A 12,737-nucleotide genomic window follows, 5' to 3' on the forward strand; every position below is an offset into this window, starting at 1 on the left:
AAAGGATCGCAGCGCGCCACGATCTCGTCTTCGTCGCCTCTCGGCATGATGGCCCTTCATCTGCTTGGACAATGGAAGCAGTCCGGACGCAGCGGCATCGTGTTTCTCGCCGAGAGCGAGAACAGGGCGGAGCGGCTCGGCAGCGTCATTCACGCGCTCGACCCCGCCTGCGAGGTGCTGGTGTTTCCGCGCTTGAATACCTTGCCGTTCGATCAACTGGAGCCCTCGCACGAGCTCGCGGGGCGCAGAGCCTCCGTGCTGAGGCGCCTTGCGAAGTCCAAGAAGCCGGTGTTTCTGGTATCGACGGCCGAAGCGGTGATGGAGCGGATGCCGCTGCCGGCCAGCCTGTCGCGCCTCAGCCTGAGCTTGAAGGTGGGCGGCACGTTCTCCGAGCAGGAGCTGGAGTCCCGCCTGCAATCCCTCGGTTACGATCTTGACGATGAGCCGGATTATCCGGGCGGGGCGCTGTTCCACGGCCAGACCTTCGAGATATTCCCGGCGGGCGCGCTGGGGCCGTTCCGGATCGAGCATTCGCAGCACACGATCAAACGGATCGTGGCCTTCGACCCGCATGAGCATAGGATCATCTTCGAGACCAGGGAGCTGCTCGTCGATCCCATGTCGGAGCGGCTCGGCCTTGCCGGCAAAGGCGGCAAGCGCGCCAGCCTGTTCGATTATTGCGCGGGCGCCAGATGGATCGCCGATGCCGGCGTGCCGTCGCATGCCGACGGATGGCTCGATACGATCGAGGAGGCCGCGCCCCGCAGCGAGCGGGAGCGCGAATATCTCGGGCGCAGCGATTGGAAGCGGCTCTCCAAGGGCATCAAGGTGCTGCCGCGGACGGCACCGTTCCAGGCCATCCCGGAATTTTCGAAGCTGACATCCTCCCGGAAGGCGTTGCGTGGCTTCGTCGAGGAGACGCGCCGGGCCGGGTCGCGGCTGATCCTCGTTGCCGCGCACGAGGACGATCTGCGCGTGATGGAGCGGATGAGCGGCGTCAAGGCGGAGCGCTGCGAAGACTGGGAGGAGGCGGCCCGCGGGCGGGGCGGTGAGATGGCGCTGCTCGCCGATCTCGATGCCGGTTTCGTCGTGCCGGCGAAGAAGCCTCTGGTCGTGGTGACGGCGTCCGACGTGCTCGGCAGCCGCGCGCATCATCCGCAGCCGTTGGCGCGCGCCTGGAGCGCGGCCTTCGACCATGCCGATGCGCCGGAGCAGGGCACGGTGGTCGTTCATCTCCAGCGCGGCCTTGCCGTGCTCGACGGCCTGCAGACCGTCAACACCGGCGGGGGCGCGATGCGCGAGATGATCCGCCTGAAGTTCGCCGGCGACAATGCGGTGCTGGTGCCGCCGCCCGATCTCGCCTTGATGTGGCCTTACGCCGCCGAGCTCGGCAGGCTTTCGCTCGATAAGGCGGACGGCAGCACGTGGTGGGCGCGCCGCAGCGAGGCCGAGCGCGAGATCCAGATCGCCGGCAAGGCGCTCGCCAAGCACATCAGCCAGCGCCGGCGGCGGCGCGGCGAAAAGCTGGTGCCGCCGGGATCGGCCTACGAGAAGTTCGTCGCGCGTTTTCCTTACTTCACGACGATCGACCAGGCCCAGTCGATCCGGGACGTGCTGGATGATCTCGCATCCGGCCATCCGATGGATCGGGTGATCTGCGGCGATGTCGGCTTCGGCAAGACCGAGGTCGCGCTGCGCGCCGCAGCCGCGGTGGTGCTGTCGGGCAAGCAGGTGGCGGTCGCGGTGCCGACGACGGTGCTGGCCCGCCAGCACGTCGCGACGTTCCAGAAGCGATTTGCCCCGTTCGGCATCGAGGTCGGCAACCTCTCGCGCGCCACTTCGGGCGCGGCGCTGCGGGAGACCAGGGAGGGCCTGCGCAGCGGCCGGATCAAGGTTGTGATCGGCACACAGGCGCTCACCGGCAAGGACGTCAGGTTCGATGATCTCGGCCTGGTCATCGTCGACGAGGAGCAGCATTTTGGCGCGGCGGAAAAGGCAAAGCTCGCAGGGCTCGCCAAGAACGTCCATGTGCTGATGATGAGCGCGACGCCGATCCCGCGTACGCTGGCCGCCGGCCTTGCCGGCTTCCGTGATCTCAGCGTGATCGCCTCGCCCCCGGTGCACCGGCTTCCGGTCGCGACCCGGATCGCGCCGCTGTCGGATGCGGCGATCGCCTCGGCGCTGCTGCGCGAGCAGCGCCGCCACGGCCAAAGCTTCCTGATCTGCCCGCGCATCCAGGATCTCGATCCCATGCTGGCGCGGGTGCGGGCCGTGGCGCCGGACCTGCGCATCGTCTGCCTGCACGGCAGGTTGGCGGCCGACGAGATCGACGACCGCATGATGAGCTTCGTCGAAGGCCATGCCGACGTCCTGCTCGCGACCAACATCGTCGAGAGCGGCCTCGACATTCCACGCGCCAACACCATCGTGGTGTGCTGGCCGGAAAAGTTCGGCCTCGCCCAGCTGCACCAGCTGCGCGGACGCGTCGGCCGCGGCGGCATCCGCGCCTTCGCGCATCTCTTGACCGAGACGGAGTCCGGACAATCCGAGAAGCGCCTCGCCGTGCTCGAGGAGTTCAGCCGGCCGGGCGCGGGCTTTGCCATCAGCGAGCGCGACCTGGATCTGCGCGGCGCGGGCGATTTGTTCTCGGAGCAGCAATCCGGCCACGTCCAGGTGTTCGGGCCGGTGCTCTACAGCCACCTGCTGAAAATGGCCTCGGAGAAGAGCGACGAGCAGCTGTGGGTGCCCGACCTCAACCTGCCGGTCGGGGACATGCTGCCCGAGAGCTATGTGCAGTCCGAACCGGTGCGGCTCGAGCTCTATGCCCGCGCCGCACGATGCAACGACGAGGACGATCTCGACGACCTCGAGGAGGAAACCTCCCGCCGCTTCGGACCCTTGCCAAAGCTCGCGCGCGACTTCTTCGCCGCGGCCAAGCTCAGGATCGAATGCAAGCGACGCGGCATCATCCGCCTCGACGTCGGGCCTGAAGCTGCGGCCGCGACGTTCCTGCCCGGACGCCTGCGCAAGTCGCGAGGCAAGTCACTGCAACGCGACGGCGACCGCGTCGTCTATCACAGCCCGATGCGCGATGCGCCGTTCGAGCGGGTGGAGGAGCTGTTCGAGCTGCTGGACGAGGGGTAGGGGCTTGCGCGTTCGTCAGCGCTCGCAACTGCGAATTCGTAGCGGAAACCCTGCTCCACCATTATAGTTAATTTGGGCGTGGCGAAGGAGATCGTCCGATGTCACATGCCATTCGTCCAGTGATTGCCACGATTGTCGCAGGCTCATGTCTGTTGGCCCTGGTGCAAGCGGGCGGCGCAAATGCCGGCTCCGCCGGAGCGGGCATGGGAACGGGGCAGGGTAGCGCTGGCGGCTCGGCGCCTTCTGGAATGGGGACGAGTGCGGGCAATGCAGGTCCCTCAGCCCCCCCAGGGATGGGGACGAAGGACATCGCGCCCGGCGGAGATCTGGGCACCAACAGCGAAGCGACCAATTCGAACGTCCAGCCCGCCACGCCTGCGAGGTCGCGGGCGGCAGCTCAGGCCGCGAGAAATGCCGGGGCTGGTCGCGCTCAAAATGGCCTGCCGATCGGCGCAATTGGCAGCGGCACGAGCAATGAAGATCAAAAGGCCGCTGGTTCGGCGTTCTCCCAAAGCAGATTCCGACCGGCAACACAGGCTCAAGGAAACGCCAGTGTTGGTTCAAATAGTCTGTCAGGGAGAGGCTCGAGCCTTTCGGACCAGATCAGTCGGCCGCGAGCCGCACGAGCTGGAGACAAGGTGCTGGATGCCAAGGCCCGGGTCGAGCGACGAACGACTGTGTCGCCCAAACGCGTTACGAGCCCGATAGGACCAGGTTTGTAATCTGCGAGCGACGGGGGAACAGGTCGACTCGGTGCATCGCGCTCTACCAAAGCACATGTGGCGCTCGCGGTTTGAGCGGACGCACGAGCTGTTCGAGCTGCTGGACGAGGGGTAAATCGGAAAGTGCGAAAACAACCCCATGCACAGTAGCTATGTGCTTGTGCGATAAGGCGTTCTGCATTCGGCGCGTCCATCGCGGCCGAGGTGGCCCAAGCAAGCGTGGTCCACGACCCGGATCAGGCCTATCGTGCCGAGTCCGTGCCGGAGGCGCCGTCACTTGGCCGTTGATTTGTCGGGCAAAACAGTGGCATTATGCCAACTTCGGAAAATCCGTTGCTGGCATGGCTGTTGCCGGATGCGCGGCGAGGAGCTTGCGCCGGATCCGTAATCGGCCGGGGGCGCCGGCCCGTCCGCCGGCCGCGCCGCTAACGCGGAATTAATCCAGAAAGCCGACAATTTTAGGCAGTTGTGTATGGGTGCTGCGTAAGCGGATCGTCGCGAGGGCGTTCCAGGGGGCGGCTTCCTGTTGCTCGCTCCATGGGGGTCAGTGCAAATGACCACGTCCTTCGAAACGCCAAGCTTCGCCGAAGAGCTCGACGCCGTCGCCCTTGCAGACGCTGCAGGCGCGCAGGAACCCGCAGGCCCGGAAGCTGAAACGCCGCCAATCACGCCCCGCCGCAAGACGATCCTGCCGCTGGCGGTGTGTGCCCTCGCCATCAACGGCGCGGCGGCCATCTATACGTCGCTCTCCGGCATGCCGTCATTGAATGTTGCCAGCCTCGCCGAACTGCTGCCGCGGCAGGAGGCACCGGCACCGAAACCGGATCCGGTCGTCACCGCCCTGAAGGAGATCCAGTCGGCCCAGCAGCAGCACACCGCTTCGCTGCATGAGAACAACAAGACGCTGCAGCAGAATGCAGCCTTGCTGCAGCAGGATTCACTCTTGCTGCTGTCGCTGCGGCAGAGCATCACGGACGAGCGGGTCGACGTGAAGAAGATCTCCTCGCAGCTGTCCACGCTGATCGCCAAGGTCGACTCGCTGCAGAATGTGATGATGTCGGACGTGACATCGTCCGTTCGCAGAGCGAATGCGCGCTACGGACTATCCGCCGCGATGCGCAAGCGGCTGGTGCGTGAGCCCAAGCCCCTGGGGCCTCTAGGGCCGGTGTCGATCGGAGGGGCTCCGCTGACCGCGCCGGCTGCGGTGGCGGCGCCGGAGAGCTGAGGACGCGTTCTGGCTAGGCCGCTTCCTCCTCGAACGAGGTATAGACCCGGCCTGTGGGATCAACGACCTGAACGTCCCAGCATCCGTCCTCGACCAGCTCCCTGGCCTTTTTGAGGGCCGCGGCGAGTGACGCCCGCTTGAGATTGACGACGCCCGCCGTGTCGAAACCGTTGATTTCAAACATGCCGTTCCTCCGGTTTTGGGGAATCCTACACGTTTCCGGCGCGATGTCAGCGGGTTTGTCAAAGTTTCAGTTGCTGGGCCTTGGCCTCCAACCGTATTCCTGATGGGAAATCGTGGCGGTGATGTCGGCCTCTTTGTCTGCCGAGAGGCGCCAGGCCGCCACTCCGAAGCACAACGTCAGGACCAGGGCCGTCGCAAGCAGAAGCATCGAGACGAAATGGCTCACGCGGGTCACCAGCGGTTGGAAGCTCCGAGAGAGCGAACACGGGCTGCCGATTCGAAAAATACAGACGGGCTGACCTAAAGCCCTGGTTTCCACATCAAGTCACACAGGACCAAAGGCGCTCACGATCCCGATCGTGATCGGGACCAGCGCGACGATCGTCCATAAGGCGGGCGAGCTGGAAGACAGACCGGCGAAAAAGATCAAAAGACCGAAGCCCACAAGGGCCGCCGAGATGGCATAGGCGAGTGCTTTTTCCATCGTTCGATCCACGAGGAAACGGGATGGATTGCGCCTGTAGGACTCAGTGCCGATCGAAACGTTCCCATGCTGATCTGGATTGGCGGTGCATCAGCATCTCCGCAGCTCCGCTCAGCATGTCGACCACCACTGCGGCTTCGAAGCCTGGAGCCACAAAATCACTGGGCCATGTCTGCGCGGATCGGGCACCGGATCCGCGGCGTGCTTCTAAGGCTGAGACGGGTCGGTCCCGGCCTTCCGCTCAACCATCGCCATTTCCACTTGGTCAGCAAGGACCCTGAGGTGGCTTGCGAGCCTGTCGAACACTTCGCGCTTGGCTGGATCGGTAGCCAAGTCGCGGATCAGGGCGCGTTCGGCCGCATCTTTGCCAAGTTTCTCGATCTGCGCCAGATAGTCCTTCATTGGCAATTGGCTTCGTTCTGCGCAAACAAAACGTACAAGCAATGTGCGAAAGCGAGCAGAAGCGATTGCCGAGTTTTCCTAGTCTTCGGTGGCTTTGGCCTTCCCCAAAGGTCCAAGCACCTCCAGCGGCCCCGGCCTCACACCCCAAAAGCCCCCCACGGTCGGGGCCGTCATTGGCGCTAGGCGCGATTTGCGATCGTAGCCGTGGCGCCTGCCTCTGAGCGTTCGCGGATGGAGGAGCCGAGTCGCATCGCACGAGCTGCGACAACGGCGCAGCACTCTTCAAAGGAACTGACTCCATGCCTCTGCATTCCTCGATTGCATGATTTTCCCACTTTTCGGTCGGCTCGTTGACGGACGGGGTACATGGGCACTTTCGATCACACCGCTGTTCTGAAGCAGCGTTTCGATGAGCTTGCTTCTGGGCTTTCCGCATTGGAAGATCTGCGCTCGCGCGTAGTCGCAGCCGAGCAAATGCAAGAGAGGCATAGTCACGCGGGCAAGCCGCCCCCGACAATTCGCAAGGGTGGCAACCCTAAATCGCGATCAGCAGAAACCGATCGGCCAAAGAGGCGCTAGGCGCGGCCCCCGGTTCACGCTTCAGAACAAGGGCCGCCGCTCTGGAACAGCGGCCCTACCGGAGTTACGATAGATCCGAGATGAAACTTGCCAGCCCCGGTAACGACATGTTCGTCCTGGAGGGACGTTCCTGCATCAACAAACGTGAATCCAAAGGAACGGCCCCGGGCGTCCCGGGGCTGGCTGCGGACACACCGAGGCCGCCCGACGCACCACTCAGCGTGGCACGCCGGGTGATATCGTCTGCTCAAACATTCGAGCTGGGTGTCTCAAAAGATACCGTCCAGCATTAAATTTTCGAGCTCTAGGCCAGAACCAGCCCCGACGGCAACGCGAACGGCGGCCGGTGAACACGTTCGAATGCGGCGCCCGAGAAAGGAGGCCGCAACCATTGGGGCCTACCGGTTCACGCTGGCGGACCACCATCGTTCGCCGCACGCGACCTCTCCGCGCGTGAGGGCATCAGCAGAAGTAGCAATTGTTCAGCTCGCTCCTTGGTCAGATTGGCCGCCATATCGGTCCCGATCAGTGCTGGGCCCCTGCGTTCTCGATCGTAGACCATCCAACCCTTGCCGCCCATGCGAATGAAAAATCGGCTGTGCGAAGGAACCTCGTCAGTCAATGAAGCATGCTCCCGATTTGCCCAGCACCTCTCAGCAAGCGGCATTCTTCTTTGTAGCTTCATTCGCATATGTGAATCGTTTCGGGAAAAAGTGGCAATTGGCCGAGTTTTCGTTCACAGTTGAGTGCACTGTCACCGTAGATTGTCAGATCCGGCGGGCGGGCTGCTTGGAACGCCTCGCTTGACTTCACGACCGTGGTCACGCGCCAGCGGTTGTTGAGTTCGTGGGGAAGCCAATGATGTGCGCATCAACCGGCGAAGCTCCGGCCTTCCTGCGTCAGCTCGAAGCTCTCGCCATTTGCGCAGAGCAAACCCGCCTCGACCATTTGCTTGGCAAATGACAGGCTGCACACCGGCTGCGAGCCGCCCGGATGATACAGCCGCGTGCCCCGCGCGATCAGGTGCCCATACAGCAGAGCGAGCCGCAGCGGCCTGACCATCCCGGGCGAGACATTTGGCATTCCTGCCAAAGCGTGCGGAAGGCCCTTCGTTCCTGCGTGGAGTCGGACGACTGACAATTGTCAGTCTGCGGAGCATTGACCGCGGCTGGCTGCAGCTAATCGCCCGCGAGCGACTGCATCGCTTCCAAGAGGCGTTCAAGCCCGAACGGCTTCTGGAGCATGATGCTGCCGGACACCGGACGCGGAGCGGCGTGCGTGTAGCCGGTGGCGTAGATCACAGGCATGCGCGGATTGGATTGCCTGCACTGGATGGCGACATCCCAGCCCGTCAGCGAGCCCGCCAACCTGATGTCGGTGAACAAGAGATCGGGTGTGGCTTCGGCACAGAGCTCGAGCGCGCGCTCGCCGCTATCAGCTTCCATCACCTCGTGCCCGTGAGTCTCCAGGATGTCGACCACCACGTCCCGGATCAGGTCTTCGTCTTCGGCTACAAGAACCCGCAAGTCTCCCTCCAGTCGCGCTCTTCGTCCACGACATGAGGACCCATGCGCAGAAAACATAGTGCCGGCTGGTCGGCGCCGCCTCCGCCAACTCGGGCGACGAGCCAGCGAGACTCAAGCTGGAACGGGTGACCTTTGTTCCTGCCCACCTGCTGAGCCGGACGGCATTTCGATTTTTGCTACTTGATTTTATTGGTGAGCGCGCTGGGGCTCGAACCCAGGGCCGGGAGCCTGGATCGGGCAATGAACCAAGAGCATGCGAGGCGACTATTTCACCGACATGGAGCAGGACGACAGCGACGCTGAGGACGATGATCCGGAGGAGGCGAAGCAGCAGGCTCCGGAAATGTGCCCGTGCGCTTGATTCTGCTCATGCCATAGCGGTTGTCTCACGAGTCTCGAAATCGAACGCTGCCGGGCTCGAAATACATGTCCCGGCAGCGTGTCATTCTCAAACTGAGCGCTGAAATCCCAGTTGGCTTCGACTGTGCAACGGACATGCCACAGGCTTGTGACAGGAGCCCGCCGGTTCGCGCTGGCGGGCCTTTGATAGCTTAATAGTAATGGCGCCTTGGGCGGTGATAATAGTCGCCATAACCGTAATATCCCTGCCGGCCCTGCTGAAACTGTGGCGGCACCGTGCCGTTGGGGTAGCACCGACCGTCTCGAATATCGACGTCGGCGCCGTGGCCGCATCGGACGGGATGTCTACCGTAGCCTCCACCGTAACCTCCGCCGCCGCGATGATAGTACTGCCGCGCAGCCTGTTCTTGAGGAGGGAGGGCTCCGTTCGGATAACACATGCCGTCTCGGGCGCTCAGGTCCCAACCGTGGCCGCATGGAGGCGGGTGTCTTGGCACACCATACTGGACCTGCTGGATGGGTGGCTGAATCAGCCCCGGCACGGGCGGGCCCATAAGTAATGCTGCGGCGAGCACGGAAACGATCATCTGAGAATCTCCATGGGGCGCAGCGTGCCTCAGCACGTATGAACCCGCTGTGAATGGCACGGCTCACGTTGGCGGCTTCTTCGCAAAGCCTAGGGTTAGCACCATAACCACTGCCAAGAGAACCCAGCCGACAATATCGATGGCGGTCATGGCTGCACCCGGCGAGTGTGCACACTGTGTGCAGGCCCCAAAAATCCCCTCAACTCGAAGGGCTGAATTTTGGCTCTAGGTGCTTGATTAGCTTGGTGAGCGCGCTGGGGCTCGAACCCAGGACCCCGTGATTAAAAGTCACGTGCTCTACCGGCTGAGCTACGCGCTCCCATGGCCGCTGATGGCTCGAAGAGATCGCCATCGTGTTCGGACATTCGAGAGGCATGTCTTGCCGCTTCGCCTAGAGATCGCGTCGCGGGGAAAACCGGCTGTTTCCGGATCATGCCTTCGGCCCGCGCTGTGTAGGGGGAGTGGCTGCGGAGGTCAATAGTGCGGGTGGTTGCCGAAGATCGCGGCAGGAGCGGGGATTTGCCTGGGCTATCCGTCGCTTAGGCCAAAATTCTCACCTCGATTGGCGGCCGGTCATCCACGCCGGAGACCACGTGATTCCAGGCACGAGGCCGAAGACCGGCGTGGAGCAGGATCAGTTCGTCTCCCGCCGGACCTCGCTCGGCACCGGCTGCGGCGTGCCGGTCGGGTGGGGCAGCGCGACCGGGCGCAGGCCGATCAGCTCGGCGGTGCGGATCGCGCTGTCGCGCCAGAACTGGAACGAGTTGATGCGGCTGAGCTCGAGGATGGCGATGGCGACGGCGGCGAGGAACGGCAGGCTCTGCAGCACCAAGACGCCGGCGAAGATGTAGATCTCGGTGATCTGCTTGTAGCTGTTGGTGGCGATCAGCACGCCGGCGCCGACCAGGAGCAGGGTGCCGATCACGGCTTCCCAGAACGCCTGGAACTCGATCGACATGCGGGACAGGCCGCCTTTGGAGGTGCGGGCGAAGGCAATGTGCTCGGTGATCAGGCCCTGCGCCACCGCGCGCGACACCGTCCATTGCACGCTCATCGCCGCGATCATGGCGCCCAGCATCTGGCCGGGCTTGATGGCGACGCGGGCGCGGTACATCGACAGGAAGTGCACCAGCGAGACGATGAAGGCGCCGACAATCGGCAGCGTCAGGATCTTGTCGGGAATGGCGATGTCGGCGAAGGCGACGATCGGCACCCAGATGAGGTTGAGCAGCGCCACGACCACGCCGAGGCTTTCGGCGCCCAGCCAGTTCAGCCAGCCGAGGCCATATTCGCGCTTCTGGTCGGGCGTCAGCCGGCTTGCGCCGGGCAGGAAGCGGCGCCAGTGCTTCTTGACGATCTGCAGGCCGCCATAGGCCCAGCGGTGCCGTTGCTTCTTGAAGGCCTCGTAGGTGTCCGGCAGGAGGCCTGCGCCGTAGCGGGTATTCGTGTAGTGGGTGGTCCAGCCGAGCTCTTGGATGGCAAGGCCGAGATCTGAGTCCTCGCAGATCGTGTCGCTCGACCAGCCGCCGGCCATGTCCATCGCGGCGCGGCGGATCAGGCACATCGTGCCGTGCACGATGATGGCGTTGGCCTCGTTGCGCTGGACCATGCCGATGTCGAAGAAGCCGGCATATTCGCCGTTCATGATGTAGTGCATGATCGACAGATCGCCGTCGCGGTGCTCCTGCGGCGCCTGCACGAGGCCGACGCGCGGGTCGGCAAAAGCAGGCACGAGGTCCTTCAGCCAATCGGGCTCGACGACATAGTCGGCATCGAGGATGCCGATGATCTCGGCATCCGCCGCGGTGCGGTCCATCGCAATCCGCAGCGCGCCGGCTTTGAAGCCCTGCACCTTCTCGGCGTTGATGAACTTGAAGCGTTCACCGAGCGCGCGGCAATGGTCCTGGATCGGCTGCCAGAAGGCGGGATCCGGCGTGTTGTTGATGATGACCACGCATTCGTAGTTCGGGTAGTTCAGCCGCGACAGCGCATCCAGCGTCTGCTTCAGCATCTCGACGGGCTCGAAATAAGCGGGGATATGGATCGAGACCTTGGGGCAGTAATCCTCGGGCACGTTCTCGACCGGCTTGTTCTTGGCGATCAGGCGCTGCGGCGGCCGGCCGAAGGCAACCGCGGCGATCTCGTCGATGCGCGCCATCGCGATGAGGACCAGCGGAACAAGGAGGATCATGCCGAGCGTCAGCGCGAAAGCGGAGCCGAACAGGAAGTAGTGGCCGTTCCAATAGGCGAACACGGTCGCGGCCCAGGCGCCGACGCCGTTGGCGGTCGCCGACAGCAGGAAGGCTTGCCTCGCGGTCGCCTTCTCGATCCGCAGGATCGGTAACGACAGCAGCACGCCGACCAGCAGCGCGATACCCATCAGCTTCCAATAGTCGGGGTTCTCGACCGGGCCGGTCCAGGCGAATTTCGGCTCGCCGCTGGCATTGAGGACGCCCCAATACGGACCGACGCCGCCTTCGAAGAATTTCCAGGGCCGATCGAGGGCTTCGACGATGTTGTAGTCCATGCCGAGCGCTTCGGCGCGGGTGACGAAGTTGCGCAAGGTCAGCGCCTGCTGGAACGGACCTGGATCTGCGTTGCGCAAATTATAGCCTGCGCTCGGCCAGCCGAACTCGGCGATCACGATGCGCTTGCCCGGGAACTGATTGCGCAGGAGGTCGTAGCGGTCCACGGCCTGGTCGACGGCCTGATCCGAACGGAAGTTTTCCCAATAGGGCAGCACGTGCGCGGCGATGAAGTCGACGCTGGAGGCGAGGTCCGGAAAATCGCGCCAGATGTTCCAGATCTCGCCCGTCGTCACGGGAACACGGACCGCGCTCTTGACCTTCTTGATCTTGCTGATGAGGTCCTCGACCTTCATCTCGCCGCGGTAGATCACCTCGTTGCCGACCACGATGCCGATCACGTTGCTGTTCTTGCGGGCGAGCTCGATGGCGGCCTTGATCTCCCGCTCGTTGCGATCCTCGTCCTTGTCGATCCACGCGCCGACCGTGACCTTGAGGCCGAACTCGGCCGCGATCGGCGGCACCAGCTCGCTGCCTTCCGTCGCGGTGTAGGACCGGATCGCTCGCGTGAGGGTCGAGAGCTTCTTCAAGTCCGCGCGAATCTTGTCGGGGTCGACCTTGAGGTCGACGACATGGCCCGGTTCGAACGGCGTATAGGACAGGCTCGGCACCAGGCCCTTGAAGTCCGGCGCAGGTTCCCTGTCGCGCAGGACTCCCCAACTGCCTGCGTGGAGCGCAGACACGAGCAACAGAACGGCGGCGACAACGCGCATCGCGGCTAAACCAATAGGGGCTGAGGTGGCAGGGAAGCGGATCCGACCCCGAGATCCGACCAAGTCCGCGGCAAAGGGAGCATATCTCTGCCGCGCGGTTTCACAACTGTCATGGCCTCATGTCCTTATGAGGGCATGGCCTTTTCGAACGACGCGCGGCAGTGCCAACCGTCTCTATGGCCGGTCGTTCCTGAACGGCAGCTGAAACGACCGGAGCGATTTTGGCT

8 protein-coding genes and 1 tRNA gene are annotated in these 12,737 nt (G+C 63.8%); 2 read left to right on the forward strand and 7 right to left on the reverse strand.

The annotated features are described in order from the left end of the window. Positions 1-45 precede the first annotated feature (45 nt). Positions 46-3,144, forward strand: a complete 3,099-nt coding sequence (locus tag XF30_RS20615; protein WP_192893431.1) for a DEAD/DEAH box helicase — start codon at positions 46-48, stop codon at positions 3,142-3,144. A 1,275-nt stretch (positions 3,145-4,419) separates the two neighbouring features. After that, complete coding sequence (locus tag XF30_RS20625) at positions 4,420-5,091, forward strand: hypothetical protein (protein WP_109143692.1); 672 nt, start codon at positions 4,420-4,422, stop codon at positions 5,089-5,091. Between the two features lie 13 nt (positions 5,092-5,104). Here the strand turns inward: XF30_RS20625 and XF30_RS38555 are convergent, their stop codons facing one another. The 7 genes from XF30_RS38555 to XF30_RS20660 all read right to left on the reverse strand — a co-directional run bounded on the left by XF30_RS38555 (position 5,105) and on the right by XF30_RS20660 (position 12,510). Continuing rightward, entirely contained in the window at positions 5,105-5,275 is a 171-nt protein-coding gene (locus XF30_RS38555) for a hypothetical protein (protein ID WP_192893200.1), read from the reverse strand. Positions 5,276-5,599: 324 nt separating this feature from the next. Beyond that, complete coding sequence (locus XF30_RS38560; RefSeq protein WP_164936882.1) at positions 5,600-5,758, reverse strand: hypothetical protein; 159 nt, start codon at positions 5,756-5,758, stop codon at positions 5,600-5,602. Positions 5,759-5,965: 207 nt separating this feature from the next. After that, entirely contained in the window at positions 5,966-6,160 is a 195-nt protein-coding gene (locus XF30_RS20635) for a hypothetical protein (protein ID WP_192893201.1), read from the reverse strand. Between the two features lie 1,449 nt (positions 6,161-7,609). After that, positions 7,610-7,801 carry a hypothetical protein gene (locus XF30_RS20640; protein WP_225112455.1) on the reverse strand — a complete coding sequence of 64 codons (192 nt, stop codon included), beginning with the start codon at positions 7,799-7,801 and terminating at the stop codon, positions 7,610-7,612. A 116-nt stretch (positions 7,802-7,917) separates the two neighbouring features. Beyond that, positions 7,918-8,265, reverse strand: a complete 348-nt coding sequence (locus XF30_RS20645; RefSeq protein ID WP_036012559.1) for a response regulator — start codon at positions 8,263-8,265, stop codon at positions 7,918-7,920. Positions 8,266-9,455: 1,190 nt separating this feature from the next. Next, positions 9,456-9,531: transfer RNA gene (locus XF30_RS20655), tRNA-Lys, on the reverse strand. 315 nt (positions 9,532-9,846) lie between these two features. Continuing rightward, entirely contained in the window at positions 9,847-12,510 is a 2,664-nt protein-coding gene (locus XF30_RS20660) for a glycosyltransferase (RefSeq protein WP_109143693.1), read from the reverse strand. Between the last annotated feature and the right edge of the window lie 227 nt (positions 12,511-12,737).

Origin of the sequence: Bradyrhizobium sp. SUTN9-2 (assembly GCF_003122645.1) — a bacterium.
In the GTDB taxonomy this organism is placed as follows: Bacteria; Pseudomonadota; Alphaproteobacteria; order Rhizobiales; family Xanthobacteraceae; genus Bradyrhizobium; species Bradyrhizobium yuanmingense.